At 61.0% G+C, this 20,751-nt stretch carries 20 protein-coding genes; 7 read left to right on the top strand and 13 right to left on the bottom strand.

Annotated elements, in window-relative coordinates; all coding sequences use genetic code 11:
• Positions 1–178 precede the first annotated feature (178 nt).
• The 3 genes from AC1DWF_RS08695 (at position 179) to AC1DWF_RS08685 (ending at position 2,803) form a co-directional block, all read left to right on the top strand.
• Positions 179–1,558, top strand: a complete 1,380-nt coding sequence (locus tag AC1DWF_RS08695; RefSeq protein ID WP_476841605.1) for an aspartate aminotransferase family protein — start codon at positions 179–181, stop codon at positions 1,556–1,558.
• A gap of 285 nt (positions 1,559–1,843) precedes the next feature.
• Positions 1,844–2,218, top strand: a complete 375-nt coding sequence (locus AC1DWF_RS08690; RefSeq protein WP_476785314.1) for a tudor domain-containing protein — start codon at positions 1,844–1,846, stop codon at positions 2,216–2,218.
• 213 nt (positions 2,219–2,431) lie between these two features.
• Complete coding sequence (locus tag AC1DWF_RS08685; protein WP_476788293.1) at positions 2,432–2,803, top strand: hypothetical protein; 372 nt, start codon at positions 2,432–2,434, stop codon at positions 2,801–2,803.
• A 235-nt stretch (positions 2,804–3,038) separates the two neighbouring features.
• Here AC1DWF_RS08685 and mmsB read toward each other — a convergent pair whose 3' ends face one another.
• Positions 3,039–3,923 (bottom strand): 3-hydroxyisobutyrate dehydrogenase, encoded by an 885-nt coding sequence (mmsB, locus tag AC1DWF_RS08680; protein ID WP_476788292.1) that lies wholly within the window; start codon positions 3,921–3,923, stop codon positions 3,039–3,041.
• A 154-nt stretch (positions 3,924–4,077) separates the two neighbouring features.
• On the bottom strand, positions 4,078–5,247 hold the full coding sequence (locus AC1DWF_RS08675) for an isobutyryl-CoA dehydrogenase (protein WP_476784166.1): 1,170 nt from the start codon (positions 5,245–5,247) through the stop codon (positions 4,078–4,080).
• Between the two features lie 118 nt (positions 5,248–5,365).
• Here AC1DWF_RS08675 and AC1DWF_RS08670 point away from each other — a divergent pair, with 118 nt between their 5' ends.
• Both AC1DWF_RS08670 and AC1DWF_RS08665 read left to right on the top strand, forming a co-directional pair.
• Positions 5,366–5,983, top strand: coding sequence for a dimethylsulfonioproprionate lyase family protein (locus tag AC1DWF_RS08670; protein WP_476784165.1), 618 nt, complete (start codon positions 5,366–5,368; stop codon positions 5,981–5,983).
• Positions 5,984–5,986: 3 nt separating this feature from the next.
• Entirely contained in the window at positions 5,987–7,456 is a 1,470-nt protein-coding gene (locus AC1DWF_RS08665) for a cobyric acid synthase (RefSeq protein WP_476841604.1), read from the top strand.
• Positions 7,457–7,459: 3 nt separating this feature from the next.
• Here the strand turns inward: AC1DWF_RS08665 and AC1DWF_RS08660 are convergent, their stop codons facing one another.
• The 3 genes from AC1DWF_RS08660 to AC1DWF_RS08650 all read right to left on the bottom strand — a co-directional run bounded on the left by AC1DWF_RS08660 (position 7,460) and on the right by AC1DWF_RS08650 (position 9,638).
• A complete protein-coding gene (locus AC1DWF_RS08660) occupies positions 7,460–7,879 on the bottom strand; it encodes a VOC family protein (RefSeq protein ID WP_476784163.1) in 420 nt (139 codons plus the stop codon).
• An 80-nt stretch (positions 7,880–7,959) separates the two neighbouring features.
• Entirely contained in the window at positions 7,960–8,790 is an 831-nt protein-coding gene (locus tag AC1DWF_RS08655) for a helix-turn-helix domain-containing protein (protein ID WP_476788290.1), read from the bottom strand.
• Between the two features lie 62 nt (positions 8,791–8,852).
• On the bottom strand, positions 8,853–9,638 hold the full coding sequence (locus AC1DWF_RS08650) for a TSUP family transporter (protein ID WP_476788289.1): 786 nt from the start codon (positions 9,636–9,638) through the stop codon (positions 8,853–8,855).
• Between the two features lie 166 nt (positions 9,639–9,804).
• Between AC1DWF_RS08650 and AC1DWF_RS08645 the strand changes: the two genes are divergently transcribed.
• Entirely contained in the window at positions 9,805–10,236 is a 432-nt protein-coding gene (locus AC1DWF_RS08645) for a tellurite resistance TerB family protein (RefSeq protein ID WP_476784160.1), read from the top strand.
• Between the two features lie 18 nt (positions 10,237–10,254).
• Here the strand turns inward: AC1DWF_RS08645 and AC1DWF_RS08640 are convergent, their stop codons facing one another.
• The 8 genes from AC1DWF_RS08640 to AC1DWF_RS08605 form a co-directional block, all read right to left on the bottom strand.
• The gene (locus tag AC1DWF_RS08640) at positions 10,255–11,880 is read right to left on the bottom strand and encodes an ABC transporter ATP-binding protein (protein ID WP_476788288.1); all 1,626 of its coding nucleotides are present in this window, start codon (positions 11,878–11,880) and stop codon (positions 10,255–10,257) included.
• A complete protein-coding gene (locus AC1DWF_RS08635) occupies positions 11,877–12,737 on the bottom strand; it encodes an ABC transporter permease (RefSeq protein WP_476841603.1) in 861 nt (286 codons plus the stop codon). Before AC1DWF_RS08635 ends, AC1DWF_RS08640 begins: the two co-directional genes overlap by 4 nt.
• Positions 12,734–13,681, bottom strand: coding sequence for an ABC transporter permease (locus AC1DWF_RS08630; protein ID WP_476788286.1), 948 nt, complete (start codon positions 13,679–13,681; stop codon positions 12,734–12,736). The genes AC1DWF_RS08635 and AC1DWF_RS08630 overlap by 4 nt, the downstream gene beginning before the upstream one ends.
• Before the next feature lie 143 nt (positions 13,682–13,824).
• Complete coding sequence (locus AC1DWF_RS08625) at positions 13,825–15,306, bottom strand: ABC transporter substrate-binding protein (RefSeq protein WP_476785806.1); 1,482 nt, start codon at positions 15,304–15,306, stop codon at positions 13,825–13,827.
• A gap of 137 nt (positions 15,307–15,443) precedes the next feature.
• Complete coding sequence (locus AC1DWF_RS08620; protein WP_476785808.1) at positions 15,444–16,724, bottom strand: acetylornithine deacetylase/succinyl-diaminopimelate desuccinylase family protein; 1,281 nt, start codon at positions 16,722–16,724, stop codon at positions 15,444–15,446.
• A gap of 113 nt (positions 16,725–16,837) precedes the next feature.
• Positions 16,838–17,338 (bottom strand): RidA family protein, encoded by a 501-nt coding sequence (locus AC1DWF_RS08615; RefSeq protein WP_476785805.1) that lies wholly within the window; start codon positions 17,336–17,338, stop codon positions 16,838–16,840.
• Between the two features lie 130 nt (positions 17,339–17,468).
• The gene (locus AC1DWF_RS08610) at positions 17,469–17,882 is read right to left on the bottom strand and encodes a c-type cytochrome (RefSeq protein WP_476788285.1); all 414 of its coding nucleotides are present in this window, start codon (positions 17,880–17,882) and stop codon (positions 17,469–17,471) included.
• 49 nt (positions 17,883–17,931) lie between these two features.
• A complete protein-coding gene (locus tag AC1DWF_RS08605; RefSeq protein ID WP_476841602.1) occupies positions 17,932–19,506 on the bottom strand; it encodes a flavin monoamine oxidase family protein in 1,575 nt (524 codons plus the stop codon).
• Between the two features lie 333 nt (positions 19,507–19,839).
• On the opposite strand from AC1DWF_RS08605, the gene AC1DWF_RS08600 reads away from it, so the two are divergent.
• Complete coding sequence (locus AC1DWF_RS08600) at positions 19,840–20,280, top strand: L,D-transpeptidase (protein ID WP_476788283.1); 441 nt, start codon at positions 19,840–19,842, stop codon at positions 20,278–20,280.
• The last annotated feature ends 471 nt before the right edge of the window (positions 20,281–20,751 follow it).

Here is a 20,751-nt window from a genome sequence, read left to right as displayed (position 1 = left end):
CGCCATGTGCGCATTTGTTGCCCATATCCCGTTGCCCAGCGCGGTTTCGACGCCGTCCCCACGGACGCGGCATACCGAGCTTATGCGGCTGTGCGCACGCATCGGCTATTCGCCCCCTGCCTGATCTCGAATCCGCCCCGGCACTTGCCGGATTGATTCAAGAGAAAGGCACAACCCAATGACTTATCAGAATTATTCGCTGAAGCAGCTTCAGCAGATCGACGCCGCGCACCATCTCCACCCCTTCACCGACCACAAGGAGCTGCGCGAAATCGGCTCGCGCATGATCACCCGCGCGGAAGGTCCCTTCATCTACGATTCAGAAGGTGGCGAGCTGCTCGACGGAATGGCCGGGCTGTGGTGCGTCAACATCGGCTATGGCCGCACCGAGCTTGCCGAGGCGGCTTACGCCCAAATGAAGGAGTTGCCCTACTACAATTCCTTCTTCAAATGCTCGACGCCGACGCCTGTGCTGCTGTCGAAGAAGCTCGCCGAACTGGCACCCAAGAACATCAACCAGGTGTTCTACGGTTCGTCGGGTTCGGAATCGAACGATACGGCACTTCGGCTGGTTCGCCACTACTGGGCGCTCGAAGGCAAGCCGCAGAAGAACCGCATCATCTCGCGCCACATGGCCTATCACGGCTCGACGGTCGCCGGCACATCGCTCGGTGGCATGGATGGCATGCATCACCAGCTAGGCGGTGCGGTTCCGAACATCGTTCATGTGATGATGCCATATGCCTATGAACTGGCGCTGCCTGGTGAAAGCGACCACGATTTCGGCCTGCGCRCCGCCAAGGCCGTCGAGGACGCGATCCTTGAGGCAGGCGCGGAAAACGTCGCAGCCTTCATCGGCGAGCCTATCATGGGCGCCGGCGGCGTGAAGATCCCACCTGTGAGCTACTGGCCCGAGGTGCAKCGCATCTGCCGCAAATACGACGTGCTGTTGATGCTCGACGAGGTCATCACCGGATATGGCCGCACAGGCGAATGGTTCGCGGCTCAGACTTTTGGCATCGAAGCCGACACGATAACCACCGCCAAGGCGCTGACATCAGGCTACCAGCCGCTGTCGGCACTGCTGGTCGGCGATCGGATCGCCAATACGCTTGTCGAAAAGGGCGGCGAGTTCTACCACGGCTACACCTATTCGGGGCATCCCGTGGCCTGCGCAGTAGCGCTCAAGAACCTTGAGATCATTGAACGCGAGGGCCTTGTCGAGCGGGTGAAAACCGATACGGGGCCGTATTTCGCCAAGATGCTGAAGGAGCGCATTGCCGGCCACGATCTGGTCGGCGAGGTGCGCTCGGTCGGCCTGATGGGGGCGATCGAGATCGTCAAGGACAAGGCGACCAAGGAACGTTTCTCGCCTGGAGGCAGTGCGGCGGTCGTTGTTCGCGACCACGCCATCGCCAACGGCATGATGATGCGGGCGACCGGCGACTCGATGATCCTGTCGCCGCCGCTGATCTGGACCCGCGCCACCATCGACATGGCTTTCGATCGCATCGTCAAGGCGCTCGATCTCGCCGAAGCCGACCTCCGGAAAGCCTGAACAAAAACCAGCCGGGCAGGGCATGTTCCTGCCCGGTATGTTCGCCGGACGCGGGCGGATGAACGGCACGTCGATCGTGCATTTGATCGAATAGGTGGATGTGCCGAACCGGTGCGCCGACACGACTGATCAAGAAATTCGTCGGATCAGCGTTCGGTCATCGCTGCTCCAGCTTTCGGCGCCCGGTGAAGTAACTTCATCGTGCATTCATATTAGCTCGAATATGTATTCTTACCCGGTTCAATTGGGGGCTGGTTATGGGTTGCAACCCAAGGTGATATTTTGATGAAGCATATTTCTGTTCTGTTGTCCGCAGGTGCCATTTTCGCCACCACCCTCGGCACCGCAAGCGCGCAGACAACCGGCGATTGGGTTCTCGGAAACTACAAGGGCTCTGGCTATTGGTTTGCTGGGGTCATCGAAAAGGTGCAAGGCGACAAGATCACCGTTCGATACGACGACAATGAGCGTGAAACGACCAGCCTCAGCAAGGTTCGCCCCTACGATTGGAAGATCGGCACGAAAGTCGAGTGCAATTTCAAGGGCGCCGGTGAGTGGTACAAGGGGACGATCGCTTCGTTGGCCGGCGAGAAAATTGGCATAGCCTATGATGACGGCGACAAGGAAACGACCAAGACGGGCCGCTGCCGGACAAAATGAGTAAGTTGGGCAGGCTTGCAGCCTGCCCATTTCACATGGCACTTGTCATGGCTTGGGCAACGCGTGACATGTCGTTCGGATCGTAGGCCGAACGACTGAGCCGTTTCAGCTTGTTCATGACAGACCAGAGGCGTATTGTGCATTGCACAATAATCAAGGCTGTTGTCAGAGACAGCCTTCGCCGGTCTGGCAGGGCCCGCTGGAGCAAGCCAAATGAAGAACCGTCGTCTGATGCGCGCTTCGCGCCAATCCACCGCTGTTGCCGGTAATCTGATGCTGGCGCCAATGGTCATGGCGATGCGTTTGCCGATGATGGCCACTGAAGCAAGCAAGGGTGGCATGCTGCGTGGCGAAACCTTGGCTGCCGTCACCGAAAAGACGGCGGCGATGGCCGAAGGCGTCGTTGCCGCGCAGATGTCGTATTTCCAATCGGCCATGCAGTTCTGGCCCGAAGTGCTCTCAGGCCGCACGCCCTCGGTGCTGAACGGTGTTGCGGCGCAGAAGTCGGTCGCCGCAGCAATGCGTCCGGCAAGCAAGCGCGTGAAGGCCAATTTTCGCCGGCTGGCGACAAAATCCGGCACATAAAACAAGTGCTGAACGCAAAAACCGCGCCCCGAAACGGGAACGCGGCTTTGCCATTTGAACGCATGGCCCTTCGCGACGCTTGACCAGCGAAGGTTACTGCTCCGGTACGCAAGACCTGATCCGGAGCCCGGGGCGGCTGCGAAGACCGCCCTTGCAAACCGTTTTAGCTGGACATCGTTACCGCGTGGTTAGCGAGAGCTTAATCAAACCTAAATTTCGAACTTTTTTGCAATGATCAGGCTGGTTCGCCGCGCAGGAACTTGATGATGCCGGAGAAATCGGTGCCGCCATGGCCGAGCGCCGAGTAGAGCGCATAGAGCTGGGTCGCCTCGGCACCGAGCGGGGTGACGGCCCCTGCCTGCTGCGCTGCTTCCTGCGACAGCTTCAAATCCTTGAGCATCAGGGCCGCGGCGAAGCCTGGCTGGTAGTCGCGGTTTGCCGGTGAATTGGGCACTGGTCCCGGCACCGGGCAATAGGACGTCAGCGACCAGCACTGGCCCGATGAGGTCGAGGCCACGTCGAATAGCGCTTGGTGCGACAGGCCGAGCTTTTCAGCGAGCACGAAGGCTTCGGCAACGCCGATCATCGAGATGCCGAGGATCATGTTGTTGCAGATCTTGGCCGCCTGGCCGGCACCGGCGTCGCCGCAATGGACGATGCGTCCCGCCATCGGCTGGAGCACCGGTTCGGCCTTGTCGAAGGCTGCCTGCGCGCCGCCCGCCATGAAGGTCAGCGTGCCGGCCGCCGCACCACCGGTTCCACCCGACACCGGTGCGTCCACCGACAACAGGCCATGCTTGGCTGCAATGGCATGTGCCTTTCGCGCCGAATCGACGTCGATGGTCGAGCAATCGATCAGCAGCGCGCCCTTTTTCACCTTCGGCGCAATGTCCTCATAGACCGAAAGCACATGCTTGCCAGCCGGCAGCATGGTGATCACCACGTCGGCGTCCTTGGCTGCGGCAACGGCGTTGGCCATGACGGTGACGCCATTGCCGCGCGCGGTTTCGAGGTGCTCCGGCATCAGGTCGAAGCCATGCACCGTGTGGCCGGCCTTGACGAGGTTGGCGGCCATGGGGTTGCCCATGTTGCCCAGACCAATGAAGGCGACTGTGGTCATGATTGATGTTCCTCCGGTGGGTGGATCGGGTGTTAGGGGATTAGGGCAATAAGGGAGTAGGGCGGTAGGGCAGTAGGGCAGTGGGCTGGGAGGTGTCTGCAAGTGCGCCCTGTATGCGGCTTGTTGTAATTTTACTGCCCTACTGCCTCAATCCTCACTGCCTTCCAATCATGTGCCGCGCGATGATGACGCGCATGATCTCGTTGGTGCCTTCGAGAATCTGGTGGACACGCAAATCGCGCACCAGCTTCTCGATGCCGTAGTCATGCAGGTAACCGTAGCCGCCGAGCAGTTGCAGCGCCTCGTTGGCGACGTTGAAGCCGGTGTCGGTGACAAGGCGCTTGGCCATGGCCGACCATTTGGAGGCGTCATGCGCCTTGTGGTCGAGTTTCGAAGCTGCCGCATAGAGGAACAGGCGTGAGGCCTGCAGCTCGGTTTCCATGTCGGCGAGGCGGAACTGCAACGCCTGGAAACGGTCGATGGTCTGGCCGAATGCCTTGCGTTCGGCGGTGTAGGCGAGGGCCTTGTCGAGCGCCGCTTGCGCACCGCCAAGCGAGCAGGCGGCGATGTTGAGGCGGCCGCCGTCGAGACCCGCCATGGCTATGCCGAAGCCGGCACCTTCGTCGGAAAGGCGGTTTTCGACCGGTACACGGCAATCGGTGAAAATCACCTGCCGCGTCGACTGCATGTGCCAGCCCATCTTGTGTTCGTTGGCGCCGAAAGACAGGCCTGGCGTGTCCTTGGGCACGACCAGCGTCGAGATGCCCTTGGGGCCGTCCGCGCCGGTACGCACCATGACGGCATAGATGTCGCTGTCGCCGGCCCCTGAAATGAACTGCTTGGCGCCGTTGATGACATAGTGGTCGCCGTCAAGCACCGCGCGGGTGCGCAGCGCTGCCGCATCCGAGCCGGAGCCAGGCTCGGTCAGGCAATAGCTGGCCAGCCATTCCATCGAGGTGAGCTTGGGCAGGAAGCGCTGGCGTTGCTGGGCGTTGCCGAAGCGGTCGATCATCGATGCCACCATGTTGTGGATCGAAATGAACGACGAAAAGCCCGGGCAGGCCTGCGACAGCTGCTCGAAGACCAAAACGGCATCGAGGCGGGTGAGGGCGGAGCCGCCGACGTCCTCATTGACGTACAGACCGCCGAAGCCGAGCGGGCCGGTTTCGCGGATCACATCATCGGGAAAGTGCTTGTCCTTGTCCCATTCGAGCGCATGAGGTGCCACGCGTTCAGCGGCGAAACTGCCCGCCATTTCGCGAATGGCCAGCTGGTCTTCGTTGAGTTCGAATTGACCGGCAGTCGCATCGATTGCGGCGTCCATGTCGGCCTCCCTGTCGTTTTTTTGGCTATGCGCAGCGATCAATCTAGACCAATGATGCAGCCGCGCAACCCGACCTTCAACAGAGCGGCTGTGCGTAAATGCATGGGCGAGAAGCGACGTGGCGACAAAATTTGATGAGCTGCTGGAGGCCTTCCGGAGCTATCTCCAGATGGCCGGTTCGGTCTCACCTGTAGGTGAATTTCTCGGTGATATCGACTGGGCGATGCCCGCGCGGACACTGGAGCCAAACGTTGTCAAATGTTCGCGTCTTCTCGATCGTACCATTGAGCTAGCGCCTGTCGAGCTTCGTCCGCTGGCGAGGAGGCTTGCGGAACGACGCGACGAACTCAGTTGGGGCCAGACTTACGCTGTCGCCGATTTTGGTCAGCATTTCCTCGACAATTACGGTTGGGTGGAGCTGTTCGGCACGCGCGGGCACTACATGAACGACAAAGTAGCTGCCGGTTTTCTCGTTCTCGGCCCCGGCATCGAATATCCCGACCATCACCATGTCGCTGAAGAGGTCTACATCTCGCTGACCGGCGGCACTGAATGGCGCATGGGCGACGCGCCTTTTCGCGAAAGGCGGGGCGGCGAGGTGATCCACCACGCTTCCAACGTCAACCACGCAATGCGTACCGGCAGCGATCCGCTGCTTGCACTCTATCTCTGGCGCGGCGGGCCGTTGGCTGCCAAGTCGACCGTGACCGGAACTGTTGCCGGCGGAAGGGGCTGAGGCATGGCCAAGGCGATCATGCTTCAGGGTACCGGATCGGATGTCGGAAAGACTGTTCTGGTGGCGGGGCTGTGCCGCGCGGCGCGCAATCGCGGCCTCAGCGTGCGGCCATTCAAGCCGCAGAACATGTCGAACAATGCCGCCGTTGCCGACATTCCGGGCGAGGCGGGCGGCGGCGAGATCGGTCGCGCGCAATGGTTGCAGGCGATCGCCTGCGGGGTAAAGCCGTCGATCCACATGAACCCGGTGCTGCTCAAGCCGCAAAGCGACATCGGCAGCCAGGTGGTGGTTCAGGGCAAGGTCTTTGGCCACGCCAAGGCGCGCGACTACCAGGATCTGAAGCCGAAACTGATGGGTGCCGTGCTCGATTCGTGGGCCAAGCTTGGCGAAGGCGCCGATCTCATCATCGTCGAGGGCGCGGGCTCGCCGGCCGAGATCAATCTGCGCCCGCGCGACATCGCCAACATGGGCTTTGCCACCCGTGCCGACGTGCCGGTAATTCTCGTCGGCGACATCGATCGCGGCGGGGTGATCGCATCGGTAGCCGGCACGCACTTGATCCTGCCGGAAGAAGACCGGCGCATGATCGTCGGCTATCTCATCAATAAGTTTCGCGGCGATGCCAGCCTGTTCGATGAAGGTATCACCGCGATCGAGCGCTTCACCGGCTGGCGCTGCTTTGGTGTCGTGCCGTGGCTCAAGGAGGCAGCACTTCTACCGTCGGAAGATTCGGTCATCCTCGAACGGTTGGCCGGAGGCGAGAAGCGGGCGCTCAAGGTGGCAGTGCCGATGCTCGGGCGGATCGCCAATTTCGACGATCTCGACCCGCTGCGCGCCGAACCGCAGGTCGAAGTGGTGTTCGTGCCTCCCGGGCTGCGGTTGCCCGACGATGCCGGGCTGGTGGTCATTCCCGGCTCGAAGTCGACAATCGGCGACTTGGCTCTGTTCCGTGAAAACGGCTGGCACCGCGATCTCGACGAACATCGCCGGCGCGGAGGCCATATCGTCGGCATCTGCGGCGGCTACCAGATGCTCGGTCGCGTCGTGCACGACCCGCTGGGTATCGAAGGCAGCGTCACGGAGGCGGAGGGCCTTGGTCTGCTCGATGTCGAGACGGTGATGGAGCCGGAAAAGACCGTGCGCAATGTCGAGGCGCATTCAGTTCGCTATGGCGAGCCTCTGTCTGGCTATGAAATCCACCTGGGGCGGACGACGGGGGCCGACTGCACACGGCCGACCGCCGTCATCAACGGAGTCGATGACGGCGCGACCTCAGCCGACGGCAAAGTTTTCGGGACCTATATGCACGGCCTCTTCAGCGCCAACGGCTTTCGTGGACGGTTCCTCGAAAGCCTTGGCATCAGGGGCGGCGGCATCGACTATCGCRCCGAAGTCGAGCGCGCCCTGGACGAGATCGCCGATCATCTCGAACGCCATCTCGACTGCGACGCGATTTTCGCCGCCGCGCGCTAACGCTCAGGCAGCCGGTTCGCCAGCCTTTGGCCAGTAGGTGCCGAAGCACCAGACATTGCCCTCGGGGTCTCGGCAGACAAACTCGCGGCTGCCATAGTCGCGGTCGGTGAGTTGCTGGACGATGGTAGCGCCGGCATTTTGGGCGCGAGCATGGACCGCATCGATGTCATCGACTGCGACATAGATCGACTTGCCGCCGTTCTGGCCTGGTTCGCCGACGATGGCGCCATAATCGTCGGCACGCGACGAGCCGATCATGATCATCGAAGAGCCGAGGGTGAGTTCGGCATGGCCGACATCAGCGCCGTTCATATATTTGGCATGGACGGCAAAGCCGAAGGCTTCGCACAGCCAATCGATCATGTTGGCGGCATTCTTGTAGCGCAATGTGGGAAATATGCGTGGAGCTTCGGGAGCGGGCATCTGGCACCTCCTTGGGGCGGTTGAACGATAACCCACTGTGGCCGAGTGCCGCTTGGCCGTATTGAACAATTGTTACCTGGTCAACTGAGGCCAAACTCCGTCGGTGTAGTGCCCGCAAGCTCGCGAAACTCGCGCACGAGATGAGCCTGATCGGCATAGCCGCACGCGGCGGCGATATCGGCCCAACCTGCGCGATTGGCATGTTGCGACAGGCTTGCGGCGCGATTGAACCTGACGATGCGTGCGGCCGCCTTGGGACCCAGGCCGGTCTGGTCAGCAAAACGGGCTGCGAGATGCTTGCGGCTCCAGCCGATCTCCGTGGCCATGGTCGCAATGCGGACGCGACCGCCGCTCGCCACAATTCTTTCAAGTGCCCAGCCGATTTCGGCCGATGAGGTATCCGCCTTGATCAGACGCTCGGCGATGAAGTTTTCGGCGATATCCAGGCGTACATGCCAATCGGCTTGCTCGCCGAGCCTTTCGCGTAATCGGTGGCCYGAGGCCCCAAGCAGCTCGTCGAACGGCACCATGCGATCGGCCAGCTCGCTCATAGGCATGCCGAAGAAGCGGCGAGCGCCAAGCGGGGTAAAATTGACCTGGACGCAGCAGGATTTGCCGAAGGAATCGATGGTCACCGGCCCGGCGTGAAGGCCGGCAGCGAAGCTTGCGAAACGGTCATTGTCGCCGGGCGCGCGGCTCAGGCCGATGGCGAACGGCTCGCCAAAGCTGATGACCAGAGGGACCGTCAGCGAAGCGGCTTCAGTCTGACGGCTGTAGACAGGAACAAGTTCGCGAAAGCCGATGAGATCGGTAACTGCACCAGCAAGCAGCGCGGACGGAGCGCGCCGCACCATCTCGAACTGCGCCGCGAGATCAGCCGATGTTTCCGCCGAAAGTTGGCCGCTTGCCATTGTCCTGGCTCCGCTGAGGCAACCGGACGTTACCAGCGTAGCGAATGGCGGTCAAAACCGGCTCAGAACCCCATCATTACCCGCAGCGGGTTGGTCGGGTCGATGAGCAGACGGATGGCAAGTGCGACGCAGGTACAGACCAGGAGTGGCTTGATCAGCTTGGCGCCGTTGCGCATCGCCATATGGGCACCGAGCCGAGCGCCGAGAAACTGGGCGATGCCCATCACGATGCCGATCTTCCAGGCCATGGCACCGATCAACGCGAAGACGCCAAACGCACCGATGTTGGAGGCAAAGTTCAGCAGCTTGGTGTGCGCTGTGGCTTTGAGTACGCCATATCCGGCCAAAGTGACCAAGGCGAGCATGAAGAACGAGCCGGTGCCGGGGCCAAACACGCCGTCATAAAAGCCGATCAGCGGCACCACCGTCATCCCGATAAGGAAAGGTGACAGCCGTTCAGTGCGGTTGACGTCGTCCATGTTCGGCTTGAAGGCGAAATAGAATGCGATCGCGATCAGCAGGAAAGGCAGGAACGTGCGCAGGATTTCGATCGGCAGGACAGTTGCCAACAACGCGCCGAACACCGAGCCGATGCAGGACATGGCAGCCGAGGGCAGTTGCTTCTTCAGGTCGACATGACCCTTGGCGGCGTAGCTGATTGTAGCCGAGCCCGAGCCAAACAGCGATTGCAGCTTGTTGGTTCCGAGCGCTTCCACTGGCGGTAGACCGGCTAGCAGCAGCGCAGGAATGGTGATCAGCCCGCCACCACCTGCTATGGAATCGATGAAGCCGGCGATGAACGCCGCGGCAATCAAGAAGAGCAGGGTCTCTGTGGCAATGTCGAACATCGGTGCCAAGCTTCACACAGGAGGGATCGGCCGCCTTCGACCACAGCGAGCCAGCTTGCGCAATAGCACCGCCACGCAAGGAGATGCTTAGCCGTTGGGCCAAGTGTTTTTCGCCCAACTTTGTTCTATATCGGAAACAGCAGGTAGCTCGATGGAAGGGATTCGCATGGCGACAGGATTGCTGGCCCAGATTCGTAATATGTTCGAGGGCGACCCCGGTGTGCGCAAGGTCGCCGACGATCCGGTCCTGTCGGCGGAGCTTTTGCTGCTGTTTCGCATGATCCTGGCTGATGGCGTTGCGAGCGAGAGCGAGATGGCTGTCTTTCGCCGGATCTGCACCGAAGCATTCGGTATCGCCGAGGGCAGTGTCGATGCCGTTGTCGAATACCTCAATGAGTTCGGTTACGAAACCAACGGCTCGCAGGCGGTTGCGATGTTTCACGACCTTGATATTGAGCGGCGCAAGCAACTCGCGCGCCACATGGCCGATATCGCCAAGGCCGACGCCCATCTGGCGGAAAACGAAGTGAAGCTCCTGCGCCGAACGCTCGACTTGCTTGGCATCAGCCCGGTCGATGTGGTGAAGCCGACGACGTAATTCTGGCAAACCGGCTGCTCACCCCTGTTCCTGCATCCGCCGGGCAATCGCCCGGTGCAGGTCGGGTGCTGCCGACACCAGCGCTTGCGCGGCTTCTGACGACGGCTGGTCGAGCACCTGAGCTGTCTTGCCGCGTTCGACAATCCGGCCCTCATGCATGACCAGCACGTCATCGGTGATGGCGCGGGCGACGGTCAGATCATGGGTGATGAACAGATAAGCGACGCCAAGCTTGTGGTTGAGTTCGGCGAACAGGTCGAGGATCTGGGCGCGGATCGACACGTCCAGGGCTGAGACCGGCTCGTCTGCGACGACGAGTTTGGGGCGGGTGATGATCGCGCGGGCGATGGACAGGCGCTGGCGTTGGCCGCCGGAGAATTCGTGCGGGTATTTCTCCATGTCGGAACGGCTGAGGCCGACCTCATGGAGCGCGCGGGCCACCATGTTGCGGCGTTCCTTGGCATCGGGGCGCCTTTCCAGCAGATGCAGCGGCTCGGCGACCAGCCGCTCTACCGTATGTCGCGGATCAAACGAGCCATAGGGATCCTGGAACACCACCTGCATGTTGCGGCGGGCGGGCTTGAGGTCGGCCTCGCTGCGTCCCGTGATGTTCATGCCGCGAAACTTGATGGCGCCCGAAGTCGGCGTGTCGAGCGCCAGGATCATACGGGCGAGGGTGGATTTTCCGCAGCCGGAGCGCCCGACGAGTGCCACCGACGCGCCAGGTTTCATCGCCAGCGAGACATTGTCCACCGCCCGGACCGGTTCTGGCTTGGAGAACAGCGACCTGCGCCGGCCCGGATAGTCACGCGTGATGTTGGACACTTCGAGCAGATTTTCAGCATCCGCATCCTCGACATGCGGCTTCACCCGCGCTGGCACATGGGTGGACGCAAGTGCTAGCTGGCGCGTGTAGGGGTGAGTGGCTTCCGACAGCGTGCGTGCGGTGTCGCCGGTCGCTATGACCGCGCCCTGGCGCAGGATGGTGATCCTGTCGGCCATCTCGGTCACCACGGCGAGATCGTGCGAGATGAACAGCAGGCTCATCTTGTTTTCGCTGACCAATTCCTTCAGCAGGTCGAGAATCTGGGCCTGCAGCACGACGTCGAGCGCTGTGGTCGGCTCATCGGCGATCAACAGCTTGGGCTTCAGCGCGCAGGCAATGGCGATTGCCACGCGCTGGCGCTGGCCGCCTGACAGTTCGTGCGGATAACGCGACAGCGCGAATTTCTGCTCGGGCAGGCCAACCCGGTCGAGGATTTTCCTGGCGCGTTCCTCCGCCTCGGCGCGGCTGGCCCTGGTGTGCCAGCGGATGCCTTCGGCAACCTGCTCGCCGATGGTCTTGACCGGGTTCAGCGCAGTCATCGGCTCCTGGAAGATAATGCCTATGTCGTCGCCGCGCAGTGCGCACATCTGCCGTTCGGATGCGCCGAGGATATCGATGCCATCGAAGGTGATACGGCCCTTCGCCCGTGCGGAGGCGGGCGCAAGCTGCATGATGGCCAGTGCCGTCATCGACTTGCCGGAGCCGGATTCGCCAACCAGCCCCATCACTTCGCCCGAAGCAATCGACAGGTCGATATCCCTGAGGATCGGCAGGCTGCCGATCTTGAGCGACAGTTTTTCGATCGCAAGCAGGCTCATGTCCGGCGCCTCGCGCGCGGATCGAAGATGTCGGAGATGCCGTCGCCAAGCAGGTTGAGGCCTAAGACAGTGAGCAGGATGGCGCAGCCGGGGAAGAGAGCGAGCCAGGGGGCGACCATCATCAGCGTCTGTGCATCGAACAGCATGCGCCCCCAACTCGGCATCGGCGGCTGCGTACCAAGCCCGACATAAGACRGGGCAGCTTCGGCAAGGATGCCGAGCGCGAACTGGATGGTGCCTTGCACCACCAGCAGGTTGGCGATGTTGGGAAGGATGTGTTCGATGGTGATGCGTGTCTTGTTCTTGCCCGCAGCTCGGGCAGCCAAAATGTATTCGCGTGGCCAGATCGACAATGCGCCGGCGCGGGCGACACGCGCAAAGACCGGAATATTGAAGATGCCGATTGCGATGATGGCGTTGATCGCGCTGGGGCCGAAGACCGCCGTGATCATGATCGCAGACAGCAGGGCGGGAAAAGCAAAGACGAGGTCGTTGAAGCGCATCAGCGCCTCGTCGACCCACCCACCACGCGCAGCAGCCCAGCAGCCGAGCGGCACACCGATGCCCATGCCGATGACGACCGCGACCAAAGCCACGGCAATCGAGTTGCGCGCGCCGAGCATGATCATCGACATCACATCGCGGCCGAAATGGTCGGTGCCGAACCAGTGCGCGGCGGATGGTGGTTGCATCCGGTCGGCGACGATCAGCCTAGTGACGTCAAAGGGTGTCCAGAAGAATGACACCAGCGCCATGGTGGCAACGACCAAGGTGAAAAGCAGTCCGATGACGAAGGAGCGGTTGGTCAGCGCTCGGCCGACGAAGGTCTCTTCGCTGTGCGGGGCAGTACCGCTCATAACCGCGTCCTCAGGCGCGGATCGACAACCGCATAGGAAAGATCGACGATCAGGTTGACCACGACCACGGCTGCCACGAGCAGCATGACCACGCTTTCAACCACGATCAGGTCGCGTTGGGTGATCGCCTGGAAAACCAGGCGGCCGAGGCCGGGCAGGTAGAAGACGTTTTCGATGATGATGGTGCCTGCGAGCAGAAAGGCAAATTGCAGGCCCATGATGGTGAGCACCGGGATCATGGCGTTGCGCAGCGCGTGTCGCCACAGCACCGCGCGCATCGGCATGCCCTTGGCGCGGGCCGTGCGGATATAGTCTTCGCTCAAGACCTCGATCAGCGCGGCACGCGTGACGCGCGCGAGAATGGCCGCCTGCGGCAGGGCAAGGGCCAAAGCAGGCAGGATCAGCGCCTTGAGTGCGGGCCAGATACCGTTGCTCCACCCAGGAAAGCCGCCGGCTGGCACCAGCCTGAGCCAGACGGCGAAGACGTAGACGAGCAGCAGCGCGAACCAGAAGTTGGGCATCGCCACGCCGACCTGTGCCACGGCCATGGCGGCGGTGTCTGCGGCCTTGCCGCGACGCGCCGCGGAAAACAGCCCGACGGGAATGGCGATCAGCGTGGACAGGGTGAGGGCAATGATGGCGAGCGGAAAGGAGACGACCAAGCGCTCCTTGATCAGGTCGATCACCGGCACGGAGTAGGTGTAGGACTTTCCGAAATCGAGCGACAGCAAGCCACCGGCCCAGTTGATATAGCGTAGGATCAATGGCTGGTTGAGCCCCATCTGGTCGCGCAGCAGTTCGACCTGGGCGTCACTGGCATTCATGCCCAGCATCAGCCGCGCCGGATCGCCGGGGACAACGTCGAGCATCAAAAACACCACGACCGAAGCGACCACGAGGGTCGCCATTCCGATCAGCAGGCGTTTAAGCAAATAGGCCGTCATCGAACGCAAACTGCCCGAGAAAATGCCGCTCCGAAAGCTCGTAGGAGTTGCGGAGCGGCGCAGTTCACAGAACTGTTGCATGTTCTCGTAAATCGGAGCCGATTTGCGGAACGGAACATGCAAAATTCTCGGATACTATTGCGTTAGTCCGCCCATTTTACCTTGGTCAGGTCGTTGGCCTGGATGGGCGAATTTTCCCATAGGCCCTCGACCTTGGCGTCCCATATGCCGACCTTCGGCAGCTCAAACAGGAAGCCGTTGACGGCATCGTCGGCAAGGATCTTCTGCGCCTGCTTGTAAAGCTCGGCACGCTTGGCCTCGTCCGAGGTCAGGTTGAGCTCGTCGATCAGCTTGTTGAAGGCCGGGTTGTCGTAATTGAAATAGTAGTCCTTGCGGGCATAGATATCGATGTCGTTGGGCTCCGTGTGCGAGACGATCGACAGGTCGTAGTCCTTGTCGGTGAATACCTGCTTCAGCCAATCGGCCCATTCGACCGGAATGATCTGCAAGTCGATGCCGATCTCGCGCAACTGCGAAGCAATGATCTCGCCACCCTGGCGAGCATAGCCGACCGGCGGAAGCTTCAGTGTCGCCTTGAAGCCGTCGGGAAGGCCCGCCTCCTTGAGCAGCTCCTTGGCCTTGGCGATATCATGCGGATATGTGCCGGTCAGATCGACATAGGCCGGATTGTGGGGCGCAAAATGCGAACCGATGGGCGTCCCGAGGCCACCTGTCGCTCCATCGATGAGCGCCTTGCGGTCGATAGCGTGCGCGATCGCCTGACGCACCTTGAGATTGTCGAAGGGTGGGCGCTTGTTGTTGGTCGCAAGAACGGTCTCGCCTTCGGTCGTGCCGATGACGACCTTGAAGCGCGCATCGGCCTTGACCTGGGCGAGCGCGTCGCCGAGCGCGAAATTGGGCAGCGCCTGGACGTCGCCGGATAGCAAAGCAGGGATCGCTGCGGCCGCATCGGGGATGATGCGGAACTCGGCCTTGTCGAGCGCAATAGGATCGCCCCAGTAACCATCGGCCTTGACCAGCGTGATCGACGAGCCCTTGGCCCAGTTCTGGAACTTGAACGGGCCCGTGCCGATGGGGCTTGCCTTGTTGGTGTCGGCGGTCTCTGGCGCCACCATCACCGCGTCGCCCCAGCCGAGATTGTAGAGGAACGAGCCGAGCGGGTTTTTGAGAGTCACCTTGACGGTGGTCGGGTCGACGACTTCCACGGTGTCGATTGCCGCAAACAGGCCCTTTTGCGCATTGACCGAGTTTTCGCCGCGCGCGCGGTTGAGCGAGAATTGCACGTCCGAAGCGTCGAAGTCGGTCCCGTCGTGGAACTTCACGCCGGTGTGTAGCTTGAACGTATAGGTCTTGCCGTCGTCGGAAATGGTCCAACTCTGGGCGAGGTCGGGCAGTACTTCGCCACGTGAGCCGATCCGGGTCAGGCCCTCGAAGACATTGGCATAAAGGATTTCGTCGATGGCGGCTGCGGCACCCGCTGTCGGGTCGAGATGAGGCGGTTCCAACGGCATGCCAAGCACCAGATCAGTGCGGGCGGCCATAGCGGCGGTGCTCGACGCCAAGGCAAACGCTGCGGCTGCCAGGATGGTTTTCCACTGCTTCATGCTCAAATCTCCCCGCTCAACTTCGACCGGCCGGATAGAAGCGCGATTTTCCGGCCGAGTAAATCAAGTTTGTTGCAATTGCAGCGGCGCTGCTGAAATGAATTTCCTGGTCGAACGAGCAAGCTTTGCTTGCCCATTCAGCCGTTGAACTGGCCCCGTAGCAATATGTCGAGGCCGATGGCCATGACCTTTGCCGATTGCACCATGTCGTCGATGCCCACCCACTCGTCGGGCCTGTGGGCGAGGTCGAGAATACCGGGGCCGTAGGCAATGCAATCGTACAAATGGCCGATACGGGCGACATGTTTCTGGTCGTAGGTGCCGGGCGAGATGACATATTCCGGCTCCTTGTCGAAAATTTCGCGGATGCCCCTGGCAATGGCCGACGCAACAGGTGCGTCGCGCTCGGTCATCAGCGGCTGCACCTCCATGATGTCACGGATTTCGTAGTCGAATTTTTTACGTTCGCGTTTCAGGCGCTCGAGAATGCTGGTGACCTCGCCCTTCACGTCAAGAATGTTTTCTTCAAGCAGGAAGCGGCGATCGATGGTCAGCCGGCACGAATCGGGCACGTTGGGCGAGGGCAGGCCGGGGCGGAAGTCGTCGGTCTGGCCGCCATGGATCGAATTGATGTTCATCGTCGATCGCCGCGCGCCTTCGGGCACCACCGGCATGCGTGTCGTCTTGCGGTCGAGCGCGGGAAACAGCTCTTGCTCGAAGGCTTCCAGCACCGCGCCCATGTGGCGGACCGCACAATCGCCGAGGAAGGGCATCGAGCCGTGCGCGATCTCGCCCTTGGTCTCAATCTCGGCCCACCAGACGCCGCGATGGCCCAGGCAGATGCGATCCTTGTTCAGCGGTTCGGGGATGATGACGTGGTCGACCTTGGGTTTTGAGAAATAGCCCTTGCCGGCGAGATAAGCGACGCCGCCGAAACCGCCGGATTCCTCGTCGACGGTGCCTGAAATCTCGATGGCACCGGGAAAGTCCGGGTTTACGTCCATGAAGGCTTCGGCCGCGATGATCGAGGCGGCGAGCCCGCCCTTCATGTCGCAGGCGCCACGCCCATAGACGCGGCCGTCGCGGATGACGCCGGCGAATGGATCGACGGACCAGCCTTCGCCGGCTTCGACGACATCGATATGGGAGTTGAAATGCACCGTCTGGCCGCGAGACCTGCCGTCGAATCGGGCGACGACATTGATACGCGGATATCGCTCCGTGTCGCCAGGCGTGCCCTCGGCGCGGATGTATTCGACCCCAAAACCGCGCTTGGCCAAGCGGTCGCCAAGGAACTCGGCGCAGGGGCGATATGCATCCCCCGGCGGATTGATTGTCGGGAAGCGGATCAGCTGTGCCGTTAATTCGGCCAGTTCTTCACGCCGGTCGTCTATGGTCTTGAAAAGCTTGTCATACATGCGGTCGACACGTTTCACTTCTGTCCCGGATCCTCGGCAGTCTTGCGCATCCGTCCAGCCGTGTCGAGCGCGCAGGCCGCCCGATGCCGAGCAGCCTGCGAAAACCGTTTCGTTCAGGGTCGAACGGCGGTGACTTCGATTTCGACAAGCCAGCCTGGAGCGGCAAGGCCGGCAACCTGCATCACCGAACGCGACGGCAGGTTTGGCTGCTCCTTGGTGCCGAAGAACTGCGTGTAGCCCTCCATGAAGCCGCCGAAATCCATCTTGCCGCCCTTTTCGGGATCGCCAACGAGGAAGACCTGCATCTTGATCACGTCGCCCATCTTGAGGCCGAGACCCTCGAGCGTCTTTTCGATCGACTTGAACACCGTTTCCGTCTGGGCCTTGGTGTTGCCATAGGCCGCAAGGCTGCCCTTTTCGGCTTTTTCATCGACGACCGAAGGCACTGCGCCGCTGACATAGATCGTCGTCTTGCCAGCCGGCACTTCAACGGCCTGGGCGATCGGGAAATCGGAATTCGGGATCTTGTGGCGCACGACGTCTTGGGCCATCGCGCTGCCAGTGAGGAAAAGGCCGGCCACAAGCGTGGCGGCGCCAACCCGCATCTTTGTCATTTCTTGCTCCTTCATTGCCGCGTGGAATTGGAGCAGCCGGCAAAGTGTGCCGGCTGCTCCGGTTGCTAGAGCAATCGCTCCAACCTGTTGGATTCGCACATCATCGCCATCCAACTTCGGCGAGGATGTGTCAGCGTGCGCCCGCGACCTCTTCAGCCGTGACCGCATCCTTGTAGTCGTTGCCGAAATTGGTCCTGACATAATTGACCACCGCGGCGACCTGGTCGTCGCTCATCATGCTGCCGACGGGCGGCATGCCTTTTTGGCCATGCACGATGACGTAGATGGGATAACCGCCGGATTCCAGGTTCGCGTTCTTGGCCAGTGCCGGATATTTGCCAGCACCAACTGCGCCTTGCCCTTTGTCCATGTGACAGGCCTGGCAGACGTTGGCATAGAGCTCCTGGCCAGTCTTTTCAGTGAAGTTGTCGCCGGAGCTGAAGGTGACACCCGCCGAATCGGCGAGGGCGCTCGCTGCGGTGAAGGCAGTGAAGAAGGCGGTGGCGGCCAGAAGGCCGAGTGAGCGCCTGGATTGCTGGGTCATGTCGACATCCTTGCGAAAACGAAGGTTGAGGGATGAACGGACATCGCCATCATCCCGCCACGACGCGTTGATGCAGCCTGGTGATCGCATCGAGCGACGACAGGATCGCGCCCTCCATCCACGCCGGGATGTAGGAGGCGTGCTCGCCGGCAAGCACGATGCGACCATCGATCTGGCAGAGATTGTCGTAATGCTCCTTGCGCGCCTCATCGGTCCAGTCGCCGGCGCATCCGAGCGTGAAGGGCGAGCGGTGCCAGGCCATGGAGATGCCGTTTTCGAACTCGTCCTTGTATTGCGGATGGATCTGCGAGCCATACTCGACGGCACGCTTGACGCGTTCTTCCGGCGCCATCGAGGTGAATTCGTAGGAGTGCGGTCCGTTCCAGGTGTAGGCGCCGAGCAGCACGCCCTTGCCGTCGGTGTTGAAGCTGGTGCTCGGATACGAAATCTGGGCAATCGGCAGGTCGGTATAGCTGACGCCGCCGAAGATTAGTTCGTCCTGTTCMCAGAAACGGCGCTTGAACTGAAGGCCGACCTTGACCGACGAGGCGTAGGGCACCGCTTCGATCGCCGCCTGCATCGGGGCGCCGACATTGATCTCGATCTGGCTGAGAATGGTCAGTGGAATGGTGCAGACGCACCAGTCGGCTTTTTCTTCCTTCATCGCGCCGGGGTTGGTCACGTCCTCGTAAGTGACGGTGACGCCCTTTTCGTCCTGATGGATCTTGGAGACCTTGGAGTTGTAGGTGATGAGGTCGCCGACTTCCTTGGTGAATGCCTTGCCGATCATGTCGATGCCGCCGACCGGCTGGAACATGGTCGTCTGGAACTCGTAGAGAGCAAAGTTAGCGAGACTGCCCCATAGGCGCGAGTTCAATATGTCTGTCAGGGCAATAGGATCGCTCGGAATTGGCGCCGCGCCCAGTCCGCCGCCGGGATCCTTGGCAAAGCCGCGGAATTCGGAGGTCGCTATGCTCTTTGTGTAAGCATAGTCCTTGTCGAGCGCGCCCCAGGAGCGCAGTGCTTCGACCAGCATCTCCTGGTCTTCCTTGGTCACGCCGCCTTCGAGCTTGCCGGTATGAGCGACCTTGGCGAGCAGTTCAGAGATATGGCCCTGGAAATCGATCTTGATGTCGCGGACACGCTGCGGCTTGCCGCCGAACGCCTTGGACGAATGTAGGAAGGCATTGTGATTGAGCTGCTGGAATGGCTCCAGTTTGACCCCAAGACGCTTGCAATAAGCCAGAAGCCCGTTGTGATGGTAGGGGATGCGCCACGGTCCCGGATTGATGTAGAGGCCTTCGTCGAACTCGCATTTCTGCGTCGCGCCACCAAGCTCGGTATAGGTGTCGCCGCCGCGCAGCGTCCAGTTTCGTCCGCCGGATCGCTTGTTGTATTCGAGGATCTTTACCTTGTATCCGACTTGGCGAAGCTCAAGTGCCGCAGTCATGCCGGCCAGGCCCGCACCCAAAATCAACACGGTGGCGCCCTTCGGATCGCCCTCCAGTTTGACCGGTCCCTTGTATCCGGACTCAACCGCGAGGCCGAGACTGGTCATCGCCTGATACATCGCCGCTGTACCGGCAGTCAGGCCGATCAACGACAGCAGGTTTCGCCTGCTCATTCCGCTAAAATGTTGGGATTGTTGCATTTTTCAGATCCTCCGGGCAACGGTCCGCTGTGGCCGCACGTTATCCGACTGGAGCACCATGGAACCTGACTCCAGCTGCACGGGCGAGCCTATGCCCAATACCGGTCGTGTCAACTGGGCCACAGTGGGCGATGCGGGAGGCTGGTTTGGGCCACCTAAAAGGTGGCGAAGGGTGTCGTTTCCATCCTGGGTAGTGCCCCCTGCTGCGGTTCGGCTTACACGTTCAATTTACTGGCGGTACAGCTTTTTCAGGGTCCCATCTCGGCTTGAGCGGCATAAAATGCCGGATCGCGGAGTGTAGGGAAAATGTCCAAAGCGCTCTTCGTCGCTGCCACCTTGGCCTTGGCTGCACTTGCCGAACCGGCATTCGCCGACGTTCTTGTCGCCAAGGTCAATATCTCGACCCAGACAATGACCGTCAGCATGGATGGGCGGGTACTCCACCAGTGGTCCGTGTCGACGGCGCGCAAGGGCTATGTCACCCCGCGCGGCAGTTGGCGACCCAAACGCCTGAATCTCATGTGGTACTCAAGCAAGTATGAAAACTCGCCGATGCCCTATTCGGTTTTCTACAATGGCGGCTACGCCATCCACGGCACAGCTTTCGTAAGGCAACTTGGCCGCCCGGCATCGCATGGCTGCGTACGGCTTCAGATCGCGAACGCCGCCGAATTCTACGCGCTGGTCAGGGAAGTTGGGCCGAGCAAGACGCGAATCGTGGTCACCAACGAGGCGAGCGGCTTTTGAGCTGCATGAGCGCCGGTCGCATTTTTACATCGGGTTTAGGTGACGTTGCGGCAATTCTGTTGCGCAATTGTCTCACCTGCGCCGTGAAACGCGCTTCGTAAACCGCAATCGGAGGTGCAAATCATACCCCGCAACGAAAGCGGCTGCTAATATGCAGACGCTTGTCGAAGGGAATTTCATGACATTGGTTTTGGTCGCCGCATATGCTGCTGCCAGCTGGATTTAAGTCGGGGTGACGGGCATCGGAAAGACCGGGGAGTGGGGATTCCCCGGTCTTTCTATTTTAGGCGGCACCTTAGCCCTCCGAACCAAGTTCTTTTCCCTGCATAGATAAATTTTGCCGTAGACTGCCATTTCAAGGCATTTCCTTTCAGTCGGTGCCTCGGTAGGACTCATCCTCAGGGAGTTCGCCGAATGAAGTCAGAACCACACGTAGYGCTTTCGGAACCCGTTTCCGACGAGGTTCGCAAG

This window comes from Aminobacter sp. P4_D5 (assembly GCF_056401815.1).
Note: the sequence above shows the minus strand (reverse complement) of the source record. Positions and strands in the feature narration are given on the sequence as shown.

Excerpts from the sequence above, each read along its gene's own strand:
- AC1DWF_RS08660 (WP_476784163.1), bottom strand. The coding sequence starts at position 7,879 with ATGCCCGCTCCCGAAGCTCCACGCATATTTCCCACATTGCGCTACAAG.
- AC1DWF_RS08625 (WP_476785806.1), bottom strand. The coding sequence starts at position 15,306 with ATGAAGCAGTGGAAAACCATCCTGGCAGCCGCAGCGTTTGCCTTGGCG.
- AC1DWF_RS08690 (WP_476785314.1), top strand. The coding sequence starts at position 1,844 with ATGAAGCATATTTCTGTTCTGTTGTCCGCAGGTGCCATTTTCGCCACC.
- AC1DWF_RS08675 (WP_476784166.1), bottom strand. The coding sequence starts at position 5,247 with ATGGACGCCGCAATCGATGCGACTGCCGGTCAATTCGAACTCAACGAA.
- mmsB (WP_476788292.1), bottom strand. The coding sequence starts at position 3,923 with ATGACCACAGTCGCCTTCATTGGTCTGGGCAACATGGGCAACCCCATG.
- AC1DWF_RS08620 (WP_476785808.1), bottom strand. The coding sequence starts at position 16,724 with ATGTATGACAAGCTTTTCAAGACCATAGACGACCGGCGTGAAGAACTG.
- AC1DWF_RS08650 (WP_476788289.1), bottom strand. The coding sequence starts at position 9,638 with ATGTTCGACATTGCCACAGAGACCCTGCTCTTCTTGATTGCCGCGGCG.
- AC1DWF_RS08610 (WP_476788285.1), bottom strand. The coding sequence starts at position 17,882 with ATGACCCAGCAATCCAGGCGCTCACTCGGCCTTCTGGCCGCCACCGCC.
- AC1DWF_RS08600 (WP_476788283.1), top strand. The coding sequence starts at position 19,840 with ATGTCCAAAGCGCTCTTCGTCGCTGCCACCTTGGCCTTGGCTGCACTT.
- AC1DWF_RS08615 (WP_476785805.1), bottom strand. The coding sequence starts at position 17,338 with ATGACAAAGATGCGGGTTGGCGCCGCCACGCTTGTGGCCGGCCTTTTC.
- AC1DWF_RS08685 (WP_476788293.1), top strand. The coding sequence starts at position 2,432 with ATGAAGAACCGTCGTCTGATGCGCGCTTCGCGCCAATCCACCGCTGTT.
- AC1DWF_RS08645 (WP_476784160.1), top strand. The coding sequence starts at position 9,805 with ATGGCGACAGGATTGCTGGCCCAGATTCGTAATATGTTCGAGGGCGAC.
- AC1DWF_RS08630 (WP_476788286.1), bottom strand. The coding sequence starts at position 13,681 with ATGACGGCCTATTTGCTTAAACGCCTGCTGATCGGAATGGCGACCCTC.
- AC1DWF_RS08640 (WP_476788288.1), bottom strand. The coding sequence starts at position 11,880 with ATGAGCCTGCTTGCGATCGAAAAACTGTCGCTCAAGATCGGCAGCCTG.